A 17020-nucleotide genomic window follows, 5' to 3' on the forward strand; every position below is an offset into this window, starting at 1 on the left:
TCACTACAGCGAACTTTTAACCACTAAAACTCACTGTAGAGCGCCGACTTAGTCGGTTTTTTAAAAACTGGCTATTTTATTTCTGCCTGTTTCTTTTGCGTTATAAAGGGCTATGTCGGCGTTAGTTATAACTTCTTTAGATGTTGTTTTTTGATTGGGTATAAGGCTATAAAACCCAATGCTTAAAGTGAGGTATTTACTGACAGTTGAAAAGTTATGTTCAATTGCAAGTTCTGCGATTTTTTCCTGAATAAGAACAGCAAACCTTTGACAGTGATCTGTGTCGACTGCAGGTAAAATTATCGCAAATTCTTCACCACCGAAACGAGCGGCTAAATCACCTTCACGTTTACAAAGATCATACAGCGCTTTGGCAACTTGTTTTAACACTTCGTCACCTAGCTGATGCCCATAGTTATCGTTATAACGCTTAAAAAAATCAATATCACACATTATTAAACTAATGGGTTCTTTATTACGTGCGCCGCGCTTAATTTCACATTTTAAAGTTTGATCAAAACAGCGTCGGTTAGCAATGTTTGTAAGGCCATCAGTATTAACTTGTTTGTTAAGTTTATGATTGGCATTAATGAGTTGCTGCTGAGCTTGTTGTAGCTCTTTCTTGTAATTTAAATTTTTGAAAGCATTGGTAAGCATTTCACCTACTAACCTTAGGCGAATAAGGTCTAAATCAGTCCAGTTTCGCTTTTGAACAACGCAATCACAGCCTATAAAGCCAACGAGCTCTTTGTCATAACGTAGACCAATGCAAAGTACTGATTTTATTTTTTGTCGCTGAAAAATTGTTTTTTCGCTCATTGCTTGAATGGGTAACGACGTTACATCGTTAAATCTAAATAAGTGAGTACGTGCCATCAAACTAAAAAAATATGGGAGATCGCTTTTCGGAAGGTTTTGTAAGTCCTCTTTAAATGCTTGTATATCATTATTGACCCATTCGTGGGTGTTATTTATGGTTTTACCATCCTCGGCAAACTTAAAAAGATAACTTCTATCTGCGTGGCAAACGGTACCAATAGCTTTTAATGCGTAGTTGATATGCTTATCAACGTCGTCATTTTGAATATCAATTAAGTCAGTTGAGATGTTCGAAATAATATTATCAAAATCATATTGTTCATCTACATTATTATTTATTATATCGATAATAATAATAGATCTTGAGTTAGGTAATTTTGCAAATTTTACATTGAGTAGCAATTTGGATACCTGTTTTGATAAAACAAACTGGCATTGTTTATTTGCAGTGAAATAATCAAAGAATAGCTCCTCGACTAATAGCTCTTTTTTACTATGATGATTAATTAAAGTGATATGTGCAAAATCAGTTTTTTTAAAATGTGGTTGCTCTTCTAAGTCAAATAAACTCAGTGCCTGACTATTAACTTTAAATATCTTTTCATTGGCATCATAAAGTAATACACAAAACGGCAGTAACTCCAAGTTTCGCCATGTTTCATTTGATATGTTATTACTCACTCAACTCTCCATGTGTTTAAGCCACAATTAAATTGTTATCTATTATATTTTTATTGTTTTAGCTTACTAACTATTAGCACATTTTTTTTGATTTACTAAGTTTTTAGTGCGTTTGAGGGCAGTACGTATTATAATTGATACTGTATATCATTACCCTTTTCTACTCTAAGCCATCTTTGGTTTATTTGCACTTTAAGTATAGGTTATTCAAGCATTTCATGACAGAAATCACTACACACCAAGCTTCTCGTCGTCGGTTACTTATTGCGCTAGCAATTACGTGTTCGTTTATGGTAATTCAGGTTATAGGTGCTTATTATTCTAATTCGCTTGCTGTACTTGCCGATGCGGGACATTTGTTTGTTCACAATAGCTCGTTATTCATCGCACTGATTGCATCAAGTCTCGCTATTCATTTTGCTAAAACCTATAACGATGGTCATCAAAGAGCCGAGCTTTTGGGTGGTCTGGTGAACGGATTTTTATACCTAGCAATCAGTTTAATTATTTTGTATGAAGGTGGTGAGCGCTATATACACCAGCATGAAGGAAACGAGCTGGCTATTAATAGTTATTTAATGTCGGTTATTGCTGCTATTGGTTTTTTGTTTCATGGTGCTGCTGCATGGGTTTTATATAAAGGCCGCAAAGCGAGTATTAATGTTTACGCGGTATTTTTACATTCATTCTTTGATTTGATTTCTACCGTATCGACATTTGTGGCTGGTATTCTTATATATTTTACGGGCTGGGTTGTTATCGATATTTTATCGAGCATGTTAATCGCGTCTTTCGTGTTGTTTACCGGTGTTAAGGTCATTATTAGTTGTATAAAAGGTTTACGTTTAAATAAGGCCAAACTCCCTAAAGTAGCAGATATTGAGAGTGAGATTACAGATATGGAGCATGTTCACAATGTCCATAATGTCACTGTAACGCGTAAATATAAGGGTGTAGTAGTCGGAGCGCACGTTGTACTTAAACAGCATTGTACAATTGAAAAACATGATGAAGCGTGTCGTATGAAGGTAGAGCAACTGTTAGCTGAAAAATTTAATGTACGCAATAGTGTATTACAAATTGAAAGCCACGAATGCCATCACATTCACTAATACAAACTAATAGACATAAAAGCGTGTAAAACTTATTAGCACGCTTTTAATGTTTCAAATCAAATCAAATCAAATCAAATCAAATCAATGATATTGCTAAAACAATCGCTTTTACGTAAGTCTTTAGCATCCATTGGCCTTGCAAAGTAATAACCCTGCAATACATTGCATCCAATTCCAGTTAAAAAGATCATCTGTTCGCGCGTTTCTACTCCTTCTGCAATACAGTAAAGATCTAGGTTTTCGGCCAATGAAAGAATGGTCTTAATAATCGACTCATCACCTTTATCTATACCAATACTGTTTACAAAGCTTTGATCTATCTTAATAACATTAATAGGAAATTGGCTCAAATAGGTGAGTGATGAGTAACCAGTACCAAAATCGTCAAGCAGTAATTTAAACCCAGCAGCTTTTAAATTTTGTAGCTGTTTGGCTGCTTTGAGTTTATCTTCTAGTAAAATACTCTCTGTTATTTCAAGTCTTAATTGTCTTGGATGAACTTGAGAGTCCGCTAATATAGACATTAGCCGCTGTGTTATGTTTGTTTTTAAAATGTGTTTAGGCGATAAGTTTAAAGATATATAAAACAGTGGGTTTTCGCTGAGTATAGGCGCAAGCTCAATAAGTGAGCGGTACAAGGCCTGCTCAGTAAGGAGCTCTATTAAACCAGTTTCTTCTGCTACCGGTATAAAAAGTGCTGGCGATACTAACTGTCCTTGATTTTTCCAGCGCATGAGTAACTCCACGCCATTTATTGTTTTTTCTTCTATGTCGATGATAGGCTGATAGTGATTAAAAAATCGGTTGTCTTTCACTGCATCTTTTAAATCATTTTCGAGCAGTAACTTTTGTTTTATCAGCTCATTCATTTCATCGCTAAAAAACTTAAAGTCGTTTCTCCCGCCTTGTTTAGCGTGCATCATCGCAACATCGGCATTACGGATAAGTATATCGGTGGTTACAGCATCGAACGGGTATAAAGCGACGCCAATACTGGCTGAAATATTAATAGAGAAGTCTTCAATAATTACTTTATTAGCTAATTCATTACTAATTTTTCTTACGGTATCGCGAAGAGACTGAAGCGATTTTATATTTTGAATCAGCACTAAAAATTCATCACCACTTTGGCGGCCAAGTTTAGCATTTTCGCCAAGCATACCGTTTACTCTTTGGGTAATATTACACAGTAGCTTATCGCCTACTGCGTGGCCAAAAGAGTCATTAACAGGTTTAAATTTATCTAAATCAATAAATAATAATGCGCATTGTGTATTACTTTCATTGGCATGTTTAATCGCTTCTTCAATATTTTGATACATTAAACTACGATTAGGTAGATGCGTTAGAGGGTCAAAATTAGCCAAATAGCGAAGTTCGTTTTCTGCACGTTTTTGCTCGGTTAAATCTGTAATAACAACAACATAATAGCTTGCGGTATCTTTAGTTACAGCTGTGGCACTTATATGAATAGGATGCTTGTTATTCTTTGCTGTTTTTATGTAAGCATCACTTTGCCAGTTTTCAGTCGGTTTTAATTTTTTTAAAATACGAGCAAATTCTTTACATTTATTTTTACCAATCGCTTTTATGAACAATTTAGGACTAATTTTAGTGGCTGCCTGTTCATTTGAAAACGTTTCAATAAAGCTGTTATTCGCAGAAAATGGCATTAAATGCTTATCGAGTATAAGTAACCAGTCGTTTATTTGGCTAAACGCTTCACCTAAAATTTTTGCTTGTTGCTCATTAGCACGTTGCTCAGTTATGTTGGTATATATGCCAGAAACATATAAAGGCTCATTTGTTTGAGGGTTATAAATAACTTGCCCTGTATCTTGATACCACAGCCAGTGCCCTTTTTTGTGTTGTAAACGATAGGTTGCTTGCCAATTTTGCTGTTTTTTATATTTGAAATAGTTTTCCCATTGGCTTTCAAAACGACGACGATCATCTGGATGTATAAGTACTAAAAATTGGCCTATGTGCACGCGTTCAGGTAAGTCTGAGTAACCTAGCTCACTTCCTCTAAGTGTATTTACAGAATTATCTTTAAAATTATAATCCCAAACGCCGCTTTTATTATTTTTAAGCGCGAGTTCTGTTTGTTTTTGTGAATGAATAGTGGCTCTATGGGCTCGTTCAATTGCAACTTGACGGCTGCGGTATTGCCAAAAAATGAAAAACAATACGGCAAGTATTAAAATTACATAGGCGGCAATAGAAAAGGGCGATTTCCAAGGTGCGTAGGCTACGTTGATGTTGAGTGTGGCTGGTTCGCTTGTAACAACACCATCACGATTATGTGCTGATATTGTTAGTGAGTAGCTACCTGGTTGAAGCTTTGTGAAAAACACTTGATTAGATTGTAAGTCTTCATATGTAAGGGATGTTGGCCCTGAAAGAATTACCTTATAATACGCTTTGTCTATATTGGGGTAAGAAAAGCTAGAAAAACTAACCGTAAGACCCATATCCTCATAGCCAAGTTCAAGCGGTTGGCTAAGGTATTTCTGCGGATAATAATTTAGTTCTTTGGTAAAGAGATTTATATCAGTGATAGCTAAGTTATTTTTTTTAAATAACTCTTTCTCATCAAAATCTAAGGGATCAAACAGTAGAGCTCCCGCATTGCTACCAAAAATTAATTTGCCATCATTTAATGTTGTTGCTGCGATTTGTGTGAATTGGTTTATGTTCAACCCGTCTTTCACTGAATAACTCACCACATTTAGTGTATCTAGGTTTATTTGATATAAACCATTGTCGGTACTTACCCATAAAAAACCATTTTCATCAGGAAGTAACGAATAAATAGAATCAGTATTAAATGAATTTTTTAGCCCTATGAAGTGTTTTCTTTCATAAGTAACTGGGTCAACACCAAGTAAGCCTTCATGAGTTGTTGCTAACCATAAAGTATTTCGCTTTATGTCTAAGTAAAAGTTTTCTACAGTATAAAATATATCTTCTTTAGGATTAAAAGACTGAAATATCGTTGTTAAAGTTTGTGTTTTTTCGTTGTACCTAAGAAAACTTTTTGATGTACCAATAACAAATTCTTCAGGATGCGTTTTAAGAGGTTTATAGAAGGCGTAAGAAAATAAAGGATCGACTTGCTCTTTGAGTCCTTTAATAATTCTTGTTTTTCCGGTTGTTTCATTAAAAACATAAAAATTATCATCAGACATAAATGCATATGTGTCTGCAGATAATTGGGCAAAGCCAAATAAGTTGGGTTGGCTAATTACTTCTTTCTCTGTGTCTTTATTTTCAATGATTTTACCAGCTTGCTTATCGAAAAATTTGAACCCGTTAAAAGTAGCAAGCCAAAGAAATTGATCGTTTCCAATTGAAGACGCAAAAATATCAAATACCGCAGATGCTCCGTATATCGCTTTTGAGTCGGTAGAACTTAGATATACATTGCTTCTATTCGTTGCTTTGTCGTAGCGTGCAATTCCATCTTCTGTCCCTAACCATATAATATTATCTTTATCTTGATGGGTTGCATGGATCGTATTATTACCGGGTAAAAAAATGTGCTTAAAGCGTCGAGTTTTAATTGGCCAAGTAAATACCCCTTGGGTTCTAGATGCTAGCCAAAGTACGCCGGACTTATCAATCATTAGATCGTTGATTGAGTTTTCATTAATATTAAACTTACTTTTTTCGTAATTTAATATGAACTCTAATTCTTTGGTTTCGCGATGATAACTAAATAGTCCTCTTTCGGTTGCTACAAACTCACCGTAAATAGTTTTGGCATAATCCCATATATTATAATCAGGAATTAATGTTGTAACATTTGCTGCAGATATATTTTTGTTATTATCAAATGCTAATTGATACATGCCTTCAACAGTACCGACGAGTAATCCTAATTCATTATCAACACTTAAAAATTTGACATTCACATTATCTATTGTATCTTTTTCAGGAAGATGAAGAGGGACCTTTACAAGTTCTGAATTATCGATATTTGTAGTGTATAAACCATCATTTGTACCAATATATAAAATGTTTTTATATATTGTTAATGACCTAATGTAGTCACCTTTATTTGGGAGCGCTAATTTAAGTGTAAAGTGTTTACTCGTCTCATCAAATGTATATATTTGGGCATCTATAGCAAAGTAAAAAGTGTTTTTTTGCTGAGTCATAGCTGAGATTGGAGAAAACATTTTTTGTTCTTTATCTATTTGACCAGAATAGATTTTTTCGGTTTTTAAAGTAAGAGGGTCTATTATATATGCACCAGAAAGGTCTGTTGAAACGATAATCTTTCCGTCGTCGGCTTTAAATAATGCGTAAATATAATGTTTATCTAGGCCAAAACCACCATTAAAAGTTTTTACTTTATATCCGTCAAAGCGATTTAAACCCTGTTGGGTTGCTATCCATATGTAGCCAATCTCATCTTCTTGTGATTGCAAAACGTAGCTTTGCGAGAGACCTTCGTCAGTAGAAATACGTTGTAATTGTTGAGCATAGTTTTGTGATGCAAAAGTACATTGAATGCATAGTAAAAAAATAATGGTGATATGAAAAAAAATTTTACTCAAACGCACTTATAAACACTCTTCGTGGCAGATGGATTGATACGCAGCTAGATGGTAAATATAGCATAAGTTTTAATTTTCTAATTACTAATAATATACGGAAGTTATTAAATAGTAAGCTAATCTATATAGTCAGCGGTTGCTGCTTATGAGGAGAGTATAGTGGTTTTATCTAATATTGATGTAAAAAATAGCATATTATTAATTATAGACTTACAAGAGTTGCTTGCTCCTGCAATTAAAGATTTTCCGAACGTTTTAAAAAGCACATTGCAGTTAGCGCAGGCAGGTATTATTCACGGCGTACCGATCTTAATAACAGAGCAATATGTAAAAGGGTTAGGCGAAACTGATCACCAAATAAAAAACATGTTGCCCGATGCCGCGTATTTTCATAAAACTCATTTTAGTGCATGTGCAGAGCTTGGGTTTATAGAGCAATTAAAAGCCTACGACAAAAAACAAATAATAGTTGTAGGCACTGAAGCACATGTATGTGTTTTGCAAACATGCTTAGACTTAGTGCAAAGTGGTTTCGAGGTCATTATTATCCAAGATGCTATAGGCTCTCGAAATTTAGAGCATAAAAAGTTAGCAGTTGAGCAGTTACGCCAAGCTGGTGCAGTAATTTCATGTACTGAAATTGTCATTTTTCAATGGACAAAGCAAGCTGCAACACCGACGTTTAAAAAAATACTGCCTATAATAAAATAAGCTTATTCAAAGTTTGACTTTAATTATTTGAAGTTTTATTAGAATAGGTGCTCCAATTTAAGTTTTATTACGTATAATAGTGTGTGTTTAGTAACCTACAATTTATTCAAGGGTTTTATGTCTAGTGTCGCTCGGTTATTCACCATTATTTTTAGCCTTTTATTTATTGAGTCCATCGGTGTTGGTCTGTATTTTGGTACGTTAACTCAAGCTTTTATTATTGGTTTGCCACTTTGCTTACTCCCAATTTGGTTACTCAGAACGCATCCAGACAACGCTGTAACCGCACACGTAGTTGCAGCCGCTATTATGATGTTCTCCTTTTTGCACATCCAACAAACATTCGGGTTAATAGAAGTCCACTTTGAGATATTCATTTTAATGGCTGTACTTATAATGTTTGTACAGTGGCGTGTTTTTATAACGGCAATTATATTTGTTGCTGTTCATCATTTATCTTTTTATTATCTTCAAACTCAAAATACAGGTTTCTATGTATTTGATCCAGATAGACTCGCTTTTACTACAGTACTTATACATGCAGGATATGCGATTGTTGAAGTGCTAGTTGCAGGTTATATAGCTAAAACATTGCAACGCGAGCGCCGTGCAGGCTTGTCATTAAGTTATGCGACAGAGCAAATAATGGAAGACCCTGAAAATATTAAACTCTCTCTACGTGCTGATGATACTAAAAGCGATGCTGTGGTTGGATTTAATACATTGCTAGACTATATATCTGATGTTATTAAGCAAGTTCAAGCGCAATCAGAATCACTGCAAAAAAACTCGCGAGAGCTTATCGAAGTTCATGACCAGCTTGCAGATGGAGCTGTGCATCGTACACAGCAAACGGATGATATAGCAAATTCAGGCTCACAAGTTGCACATGGCTTTAAGCTTGTTGAAGAAGAAAGTGAAGCGCTTAAGAGTCAAGTCGACCATATTACTAAAACTGTCAGTAATGCATTAGAAGATGTTCATCAAACAGATTCGAAAAGTAGAGAGTTATTAACGTTACTTAATCATACAGAAGAGCAAATAAGTCATTTAGTTGCAGCTGGGGGGGTTATTTCTGGTCTTCTTAATGAAATATCGGGTATCGCTGAGCAAACAAATTTACTTGCTTTAAATGCGGCTATTGAGGCTGCCCGTGCAGGTGAACATGGACGAGGTTTTGCAGTTGTCGCATCTGAAGTGAGATCGTTGGCGAACCACAGTAAAGCAACCACCGACAAAATAGGCGTAACACTCAAAGATCTAGTTAATAATAGTAAAACGTCAACACAATCAATGAGTCAGTGTGTAAATTTTGTAGTTGATTTAACAAGTATCAGTACCGCAATGAAAGAGAATATTTCAGCAATGAGCGAGCAAATAGCCGCTGTGTCTTCAAGCTCTGACTCAGTTGCACAAGTGGTAGCTGAGCAAGCAGGTAATACTGAGTTAATAGCAAGTAGTACCGATAATATGCGACAAAATCAATACCAAGATACGCAAATAGTGCAGCAGTTAACCGCTAAAGTGCAGCTAATAGATGTAAGTATAGATGTACTAGAGCAAAGCATTGCCAAGTTTAAATAAATCTAACACTTTCGTATTTTTGCTCATATCTGCATGGCTAATTTGCGTTGTTGCAGGGTTAATTTATTTTCAATTAGAGCAGCTTAAACCATTTGATAGCTCAAAAGTTTTATTGCAAAAGCAGTGGTTTAGTAACTTTAAAAAGCAATTGGATTGGGATGACACTGGTGAGCCGACGTTAGTACTCATAACAGAAAAAAACTGCGGGTGTACTATACAGGCTAAACCGCATATTTCATCGTTAACCTCTTTTGCTGCCAATAAAGCTATGAAGGTTGTACAAGTTGAATTAACACCAAAGCTTAAACACGTTATTCCGGCAACGCCTGCCGCCGTTATTATTAATAAAAACGGTGAGTTTGTTTATGCTGGGCCGCTCTCTGAAGGATTAGCGTGTGCTCAGGGAAGTGGTTTTGTTGAAACTGTGGTCACTAATCTAGCCGCAGGTTTTAACTCAAACCTCTTAATTACACAAACCAAGGGATGTTACTGTGTAAATAATGCATAAATAACGTGCAGGAAAAACTAAAGCTCGCACTTAAATCAACAGTTGCGAGCTTTAATATTGATTAAATTGTAACTAAGCCATAAATACCTAATGACACAAACACACAAGCAGCAATAGCACGTACGGTGTTTAGCGATATTCTTTTTAGTAATGCATTACCAGCGTATATGACAGGCACGTTAGCAATTAGCATACCTAATGTGGTTCCTACCGTTACCCAAAACACAGACTGATATTGCGCGCCTAATAACACCGTCGCTATTTGTGTTTTATCACCAATTTCTGCAATAAAAAATAATACAAAAGCGACTAAAAAAGCCCCGTAGCTATCGTATTTACTACTTACAGCTTCGTCTTTGTCTGGAACTAATAGCCAAAGGCCAACAACAATAAAGCTGATGTTTACAAGCCAAGGTAAATATTCAGAAGAAAAACTATTACTTAACCACTGCCCAAACCACGCTGATAAACCATGATTGAGTAAGGTTGCGGCTAAAATACCAAGAATAAGCGCGCCTTTATTACGAAAACGGGCGGCTAACAGGAGCGATAAAAGCTGGGTTTTATCGCCTATTTCGGCAAGTGTGACAGTGACGGTTGAGGTTAAAAAAACTTCCATTATTGATTCTTACAGGCGGGAATACTAAACCAAGGCAAACAACTATCTCCCGCCATGAGGATAGTGTCTACCTAGGTCTCGCCGATAACGCTTGCTACAACATTACAAACTTACCATGCACTTGAGGTGCAATTATGTTGATAAGTTTACTCATTACTGAGCGGGCTACTCCCCTAAGAGGCGGGCATTATTCCACAAAACTCTTAAGCGGTAAATATTAAGAATAGAGCATAGTTAATTTATTTAAGAACAATAAAATTAGCTTTGGTAATTAGCCAATAGTCAGAAGATAGAAATTGGCAGGCATTCAAAAATTATTATGTATAAGGTAAATATTTAACAACTTTGATGTCTGTAAACTAATACGCATTGATTAATTTAGGTATTTTTTTGCAAAGGATGCACACAGAGAAAACGCCTACAGTTTATGCTCCGAAGAAAACACGATAATCATAAAACTTGTGTTTTCTTTCAACCATAGGCATAAGTTATGTGGTGATAAATTCAAGTAATTTAGCACCACTACCTACACCACAGGATCACCAAGGTTATTATTTAACGTTGGATAAAGGCCATGTAAGACCCTAGGTATTCTCTATCCCAATAGCAATGACTTTAGGTGCAGAGCGTTGCGTTTTGTTTTCGTCGGTCTTATTAATCTTTAGTAAAATTAGCGCTTACAGCTCCCATTACCGCATCTTCACTTGCGCGTAAACGATAATCCTCTGATTGGTCAATCCATACAATCTTGCCGCTGTCATCGATTAATATCGACGTTGGAATAGACATAGGTTTATATTTCATTTTCCAAGGCAGGGGCATTGATATACCAAACATACTAATCAGATTTTCCGACGTTGCGCCTAATGCTTTGTGATGTTCAACGCCGTATTGTCGGATGATATTTAGTTCAGGATCTGCCACCAAAGTGTGGCTAATATTATCTCGTATTTTATGCTCTTTTTGCTGTGCAATGGTATCGTTAGAAATACCAACTATTTGAATGTTATATTCATCTAGTTTAGGTTTAAGCGTCTCAAACATAACCAGTTCTGCCGAACAATAAGGGCACCATGAGCCACGGTAAAACTTCAATAATGTACGCTTACCTGCCAATGAGCTAGAGTCAAAATTTTCAGTTTTAAAGGTTAAAAGATCATCACCTACCGCTATTTTAATACCACCAATAGGTGTTTCTGCTGTAGCAAGGAAAAAAGTAAACATTGCACTGGTGGATAATACCAAAAGTGCTATCACAATGATTAAAACTGTTGAAATTAACGACGTAGGTGTTGTAAAAAGTGTACTTATCGCCCACAACGACAATAAAGAGCTAATTGCCATTGCACTCTTAAGAAACACAGGGTTCTTTGCTGCTTTATTCTGCTTTAATTTAGAGAAGTAATGTACCAATGCCGTATTTAATAAAACGAAGCTGACGATAGAAAGTAGCATATTTTTATGGTCCTAATATTATAAATAATGAGGAGTAATACTTTACTCCCCACATAAAACAATTGAAGTTATCGTCTAGTTAAGCGCTAACAACATGGTTCTTAAAATGTCCTAACTAAGTAGTAAATTTAAGTACTCTTTCTCGGCATCAATTTGCAGGAAGTGACCCGCCTGTTCGATTTTATTGACCGTCACATTTTTAAATGTATTTAAAAGAATTGAGCCAGGGCCTTCCCACGGTTGATTTGGATCTTGCATCGCCCAGATCAGGTTTACAGGAAGGTTTACATTTTTCAATGCTTCCATGTTCGCCAGCGTATCTTCATTAGTTAGGCTACGAAGAAGGTGAGCAAATTTAACACGGCCCGTTTCAGTGTTTAGTTTTGAATCAAGAAATACTGTTTCCAATACTTCATCAGTTATCTGTTGTTGATTGACAAAAGTTGCACGAACCAAAGGGGCAAGTTGTTCTGCAAGCATTCCGCTTTCTGCTGCTATCTCAAACTGCTGTGCGTTTGCCGCATCAATCAAACCTTGCATTGCAGGTACTGGCCATGTATCTGCTGTTATTGCGTTGGATATTGTTGCTTTTTGAAAGACAGCTTCATTTGCTACCATCAAACCTTGAGCGACACCACCACCAATATCATGAGCGACAAGCCAGATATCCTGCCAACCTTGCGTAATAATCCAGTCATTCAGTAAGTTTGCACTTGCTTGAATACCATACTGGCTTTTATCAGTGACAGTGGTTTCACCAAAACCAGGTAAGTCAGGCGCAACAACAAAGTATCCTTGAGCTGATAACGCTTCAATAACTTTAGTCCAAAGTAGTGCATTCGCCGGAATACCATGAATTAATAACGCGACAGGGTTACCTACCTTGCCAGCTTGAAGTACAGAAAGGTCAGCACCATTTACTTGATATGATACTCGGTTGATTACGTCTGATTTAAATGCTGTCATTTTTTCTCCAATTAGTTATTTAAACTTAGTAAAAGATAAGTTGATTGTCTCTCGTTGATGAAGTGAACTATAAGCTAGCTTGAACGAGTGTTCAAGCATTATCTTGAGCGATCGTTCAAATGAGTCTTAACTAATCAGCTATTTTATTGATTTTATGGGTTTTACTATGGGGTAATTTATTTTCTTTGACCTAATATATGTTTCTCTTATTTACTCTGAGATGATAAAAAAATATACTTGAACGTATGTTCAATTTGAAGTTAAAGAGTCTGAGATGTTAAAAAAATCAAAATTTGATCGCCAAGAAGTAATAAACAAAGCCACAAATCTGTTTTGGAAAAAGGGTTTTCATGCGACATCAATGCGTAACTTACAAGATGAAATAGATATGCGTCCAGCTAGCATTTACGCTACCTTCGGCAGTAAAGAGGGATTATTTAAAGAAGTATTAAGAAATTATACCGACATAGGGCTGGCAACAATTAAACAGTGTCAAAATGAGCATGGCTCGTTATTAGAATCACTGAAAGCTTTAGTTAAATCACAAGTGATGCCAACACAAGATAACTCAACTAATACAGTGTGCATGCTGGTAAAAACAGTAAACGAATTAACTGAAGAATCGCAAGAGTTAGTGGATATCACTAAAGCACATCTAATGGAATTTTTAGCAGCATTTGTGCTTATATTAAATAAAGCAAAAGCAATGGGTGAACTAGATGAAAGCAAAGATGTTCAAGAAATAGCAAATTATTTGCAGATCCAAATGACCGGCTTACGCACTCACGCTAAAATAATTACTGATAAAAATGAGCTAGATGAGATGATAAATTCCATGTTTAAACACTATCCTTTTTAAACCATGTGATTGTTTATTATGTTATTTAAAAGACTGTAAAACGTGTCCGCTGCAAAAGTAATATATGCTAAAGCTGCCCATTGAAGCAGGGCGACAGGTGTAGTTTATAAATAATGAATCACAAAAAAAAGCTGAGCTATATAGACAAAATGAAAGTAAAAATAGACAGCCCAATCGGGCGGCGACCGCTGTTTATTAAAGAATGGCATGAATAAATTGACCTTACGCGAGCAAACGAAAGTTAATGCCCTCAGTGCATAATGAGGTAATTGAATTGCCTTGTTCATAATATATAAAAACTGCAAAATACGATGCATTAAGAAGGGTAAGCCCTTTTACCCTAAATAAAAGCCACTCAAACACCCGTAATCCCTTATAAAACGCCAATTAAAACAATATCAAACACTTGTTTATATACTCCGTAAGAGTACAGGAATCGATTGAATCAAAATAGGAACTCAGCTATGGTTTGTTTATCAATAAAAAAAATAAAAAACGAGTTAATCTACAGGCTCGTTATATTTTCAAGGATCGTCATATGCCTGAAAAAATAGAGTCAACAATTATTAATGACCGCTATATTAGTTCAATTGGAATAAATTTATTAAATGAAGCCTCAGACTCTCTCCCTGGTCACGCATTCAAAAAAATAGTACCTGCTATGGCATTCTTTTGTTTTGCTTTAGAGTCACGATTAAATACATATGGAAGTCATGTTTTTGAAGGTGGTGAGTTTCAAAGGTACACAAACTCGACATTGATTGGAAAGCTAGATTGGCTATTTAGTCGAATAAAAGTTGAAGTAACAGATGAAATTAATGATATACGTAATGATGTCGTTCAAATGATAGCATTCAGAAACTCATTGGTTCATTCAAAACCAATTAGCTTTCATGAAGAAAGGGAGTTAATCGGCTTAGAGAATTTCAACAAAAAATATATTATCCCGAAAAGACCTGACAATGACTTTATGGCCAGTTATTCAATAGAGTACGCAGAACAATTTCTAAATGCCGTGCGCATATTAGAACTTATTTGGATTCATTACTCAGATAAATACTTTCCAGACTACGATCCTAATAGAACTATTGGAGCTTCAACAGCGAAAATAGTTTAAGTGCATAGTAAACCTAACAGAGTCTAAGGATACGACCTTCCGCTCATGGCACTTTTGCGAAGTTCAGCTGTGAGTGATAACCGGATACTGAAAAAGTTAAATTTATTCCTGCTTTTTTGAGTAGGAGCCTAATTTTGTCCGATAACATTATAAACCACCAAAATGGTGTCCGATAACATTATAAACCACCAAAATGGTGTCCGATAACATTATAAACCACCAAAATGGTGTTCGATAAGCTGTTACACGTCATTTGCAGATACACAGCAAGTTTCAAGGTAGTAACTAGGTTAGCTCTGCCATTGTCTATAAGGAAAGAGAATTGAAAATAAGTAAGGTGCATTTAGAAGGATTTAGAAATTTTTCCAATTCGAATATTAACTTTAACAAAAACACTTTAATTATTGGCGCCAACGATGTGGGGAAAAGCAATTTACTCCATGCATTAAGAATACTATTAGACAAAAGCTTATCTGAAGTGGATATCGAGCCAAGTGAGCTTGATTTTCATATTAATCCGACCGGTGTTAGCGACGAAATATCAATTACCGTTAAGTTTTCAGATATCACCGAAGACGCTGTTATCTCGGTTCTTAAGGGAAGCGTTAGTGAAAATAATGAAACCTTTTTACGATATACCGCAGTACATAGCAGCCTAAGCTATAAGCTATTTGTTGGTCCTTCAGTTGATGATCTACAAGAAATCAACAGTCGTTTTTATCTAAAACACATGCACTTAAAATATATTGAGTCTCAACGTGATTTAGAAAGATTCATCCGCAAAGAAAAGCGGCAGCTGTTAAAAATTGCTCAAGAGTCACTTTCTGACGATGAGAAGCAAGAAGATCATGATTTACTTGGTGAGATCAGCAGTGACTTAGAAAACCTCAATGATAAAGTGTCTCAATTGGTTTATGTAGATAAAGCAATGAATAACGTTAATGACGAACTAAAGAAGTTGGCTCATCATTATGCTAATTATGAGGTGCAACTTGACACGGGTGCAATTCAGGTAAATGACTTTATAGAAAAGCTACAGCTTGGTGCTAATACCAATGGCTCTAATGTGATGCTCGGTGGAGATGGGCGAAATAATCAAATACTGTTAGCTTTATGGAAAGCAAAAAGTGCACAAGAACATGATTTAGAAAACGAAGTTATCTTCTATGTTATCGAAGAACCAGAAGCACATTTGCACCCTCATCAACAGAGAAAGTTGGCTACTTATTTAATTGAGGAGTTGCCCGGTCAAACGATTATTTCTTCCCACTCACCACAGATAACTGTGAATTTTTCGCCTGACTCTATCATACGGTTACTTCCCCAAAATTCATCAACGGTAGCTGCTAGTGAGGGGTGCTCAGATTGTATTGAGTCAGGTTGGGAAGATATGAGTTACAGAATGAGTATTTTGCCAGCTGAAGCATTTTTTTCTGACGGTATATTCTTAGTCGAGGGGCCATCTGAAATGCTCTTTTATCAGTCACTATCTAAAGCCTTGAGTATTGACCTTGATTTTGAGAACTTGTCAATCCTTTCCGTCGACGGTATTTCTTTTAAAGTATTCATATCTATACTCGATGCGCTTCAAATTCCATGGATAATGAGAACCGATAACGATGTTTCAAAGATATCAGGTAAAAATGAATGGCAGCATGCAGGCATTAATCGTTGTTTAAGTCTTATAGGAGAAGACCCATTCGATAGAGGTAATACCGAGTTTTCCCCTCGAGATACTGTGGACAATGGAGAGTGGCAAACAGCTTCTGATCTGCTGAATGACCAAGGAATATTTTTATCTAAAGTTGATTTAGAAACTGATTTAGTTGAAGAACTATCTGATGAAGTACAAACAGCGGTTGGAAAATCTGACGATGATTCCGCAATCAAGTACCTTCAAGGAAAAAAAGCGCTAAGGATGAGAAATTTGCTTAAATCTATTTCAAGAGATCTTCATAAGCTGAATAGAGGTGAATTAGCAAAACCATTGCACAAACTAGTAGAAATGAGAAGGTCTTAGT

Annotated in this window: 13 protein-coding genes and 1 pseudogene; 9 read left to right on the plus strand and 5 right to left on the minus strand. The window is 35.8% G+C overall.

Annotated elements, in window-relative coordinates; genetic code table 11:
* Positions 1–60 precede the first annotated feature (60 nt).
* The gene (locus tag I6F40_RS12270; protein WP_166377105.1) at positions 61–1500 is read right to left on the minus strand and encodes a diguanylate cyclase domain-containing protein; all 1440 of its coding nucleotides are present in this window, start codon (positions 1498–1500) and stop codon (positions 61–63) included.
* A 218-nt stretch (positions 1501–1718) separates the two neighbouring features.
* On the opposite strand from I6F40_RS12270, the gene I6F40_RS12275 reads away from it, so the two are divergent.
* Complete coding sequence (locus I6F40_RS12275; protein ID WP_166377106.1) at positions 1719–2612, plus strand: cation diffusion facilitator family transporter; 894 nt, start codon at positions 1719–1721, stop codon at positions 2610–2612.
* A gap of 74 nt (positions 2613–2686) precedes the next feature.
* Here I6F40_RS12275 and I6F40_RS12280 read toward each other — a convergent pair whose 3' ends face one another.
* Positions 2687–7186, minus strand: a complete 4500-nt coding sequence (locus tag I6F40_RS12280) for an EAL domain-containing protein (protein WP_166377107.1) — start codon at positions 7184–7186, stop codon at positions 2687–2689.
* 153 nt (positions 7187–7339) lie between these two features.
* Here I6F40_RS12280 and I6F40_RS12285 point away from each other — a divergent pair, with 153 nt between their 5' ends.
* The 3 genes from I6F40_RS12285 to I6F40_RS12295 all read left to right on the plus strand — a co-directional run bounded on the left by I6F40_RS12285 (position 7340) and on the right by I6F40_RS12295 (position 9983).
* Positions 7340–7891 (plus strand): hydrolase, encoded by a 552-nt coding sequence (locus I6F40_RS12285; RefSeq protein ID WP_166377108.1) that lies wholly within the window; start codon positions 7340–7342, stop codon positions 7889–7891.
* Between the two features lie 117 nt (positions 7892–8008).
* Positions 8009–9475 (plus strand): methyl-accepting chemotaxis protein, encoded by a 1467-nt coding sequence (locus I6F40_RS12290; protein ID WP_197192992.1) that lies wholly within the window; start codon positions 8009–8011, stop codon positions 9473–9475.
* Complete coding sequence (locus tag I6F40_RS12295) at positions 9459–9983, plus strand: DUF6436 domain-containing protein (protein ID WP_166421143.1); 525 nt, start codon at positions 9459–9461, stop codon at positions 9981–9983. The genes I6F40_RS12290 and I6F40_RS12295 overlap by 17 nt, the downstream gene beginning before the upstream one ends.
* Positions 9984–10044: 61 nt before the next feature.
* On the opposite strand, the gene I6F40_RS12300 is transcribed toward I6F40_RS12295, so the two are convergent.
* Positions 10045–10602, minus strand: a complete 558-nt coding sequence (locus tag I6F40_RS12300) for a TMEM165/GDT1 family protein (protein ID WP_076924201.1) — start codon at positions 10600–10602, stop codon at positions 10045–10047.
* Between the two features lie 654 nt (positions 10603–11256).
* Positions 11257–11826 carry a peroxiredoxin family protein gene (locus I6F40_RS12305; protein ID WP_197192993.1) on the minus strand — a complete coding sequence of 190 codons (570 nt, stop codon included), beginning with the start codon at positions 11824–11826 and terminating at the stop codon, positions 11257–11259.
* A 34-nt stretch (positions 11827–11860) separates the two neighbouring features.
* Between I6F40_RS12305 and I6F40_RS12310 the strand changes: the two genes are divergently transcribed.
* Positions 11861–12007 carry a hypothetical protein gene (locus I6F40_RS12310; RefSeq protein WP_197192994.1) on the plus strand — a complete coding sequence of 49 codons (147 nt, stop codon included), beginning with the start codon at positions 11861–11863 and terminating at the stop codon, positions 12005–12007.
* Positions 12008–12168: 161 nt separating this feature from the next.
* On the opposite strand, the gene I6F40_RS12315 is transcribed toward I6F40_RS12310, so the two are convergent.
* The gene (locus I6F40_RS12315) at positions 12169–13023 is read right to left on the minus strand and encodes an alpha/beta fold hydrolase (protein ID WP_197192995.1); all 855 of its coding nucleotides are present in this window, start codon (positions 13021–13023) and stop codon (positions 12169–12171) included.
* 274 nt (positions 13024–13297) lie between these two features.
* Between I6F40_RS12315 and I6F40_RS12320 the strand changes: the two genes are divergently transcribed.
* From I6F40_RS12320 to I6F40_RS12330, 4 genes and pseudogenes are all read left to right on the plus strand, one after another.
* Positions 13298–13882, plus strand: coding sequence for a TetR/AcrR family transcriptional regulator (locus tag I6F40_RS12320; protein ID WP_197192996.1), 585 nt, complete (start codon positions 13298–13300; stop codon positions 13880–13882).
* Between the two features lie 22 nt (positions 13883–13904).
* Positions 13905–14143 (plus strand): annotated as a pseudogene (locus I6F40_RS19895) (transposase); the annotation flags it as partial.
* 277 nt (positions 14144–14420) lie between these two features.
* Complete coding sequence (locus I6F40_RS12325; protein ID WP_197192997.1) at positions 14421–14999, plus strand: hypothetical protein; 579 nt, start codon at positions 14421–14423, stop codon at positions 14997–14999.
* Positions 15000–15321: 322 nt separating this feature from the next.
* Positions 15322–17019, plus strand: coding sequence for an ATP-dependent nuclease (locus I6F40_RS12330; protein ID WP_197192998.1), 1698 nt, complete (start codon positions 15322–15324; stop codon positions 17017–17019).
* The last annotated feature ends 1 nt before the right edge of the window (position 17020 follow it).

Origin of the sequence: Pseudoalteromonas sp. SWXJ133 (assembly GCF_015864365.1) — a bacterium.
In the GTDB taxonomy this organism is placed as follows: Bacteria; Pseudomonadota; Gammaproteobacteria; order Enterobacterales; family Alteromonadaceae; genus Pseudoalteromonas; species Pseudoalteromonas arctica.

Excerpts from the sequence above, each read along its gene's own strand:
- I6F40_RS12320 (WP_197192996.1), top strand. The coding sequence starts at position 13,298 with ATGTTAAAAAAATCAAAATTTGATCGCCAAGAAGTAATAAACAAAGCC.
- I6F40_RS12305 (WP_197192993.1), bottom strand. The coding sequence starts at position 11,826 with ATGTTTACTTTTTTCCTTGCTACAGCAGAAACACCTATTGGTGGTATT.
- I6F40_RS12325 (WP_197192997.1), top strand. The coding sequence starts at position 14,421 with ATGCCTGAAAAAATAGAGTCAACAATTATTAATGACCGCTATATTAGT.
- I6F40_RS12275 (WP_166377106.1), top strand. The coding sequence starts at position 1,719 with ATGACAGAAATCACTACACACCAAGCTTCTCGTCGTCGGTTACTTATT.
- I6F40_RS12290 (WP_197192992.1), top strand. The coding sequence starts at position 8,009 with ATGTCTAGTGTCGCTCGGTTATTCACCATTATTTTTAGCCTTTTATTT.
- I6F40_RS12315 (WP_197192995.1), bottom strand. The coding sequence starts at position 13,023 with ATGACAGCATTTAAATCAGACGTAATCAACCGAGTATCATATCAAGTA.
- I6F40_RS12300 (WP_076924201.1), bottom strand. The coding sequence starts at position 10,602 with ATGGAAGTTTTTTTAACCTCAACCGTCACTGTCACACTTGCCGAAATA.
- I6F40_RS12310 (WP_197192994.1), top strand. The coding sequence starts at position 11,861 with ATGATTAAAACTGTTGAAATTAACGACGTAGGTGTTGTAAAAAGTGTA.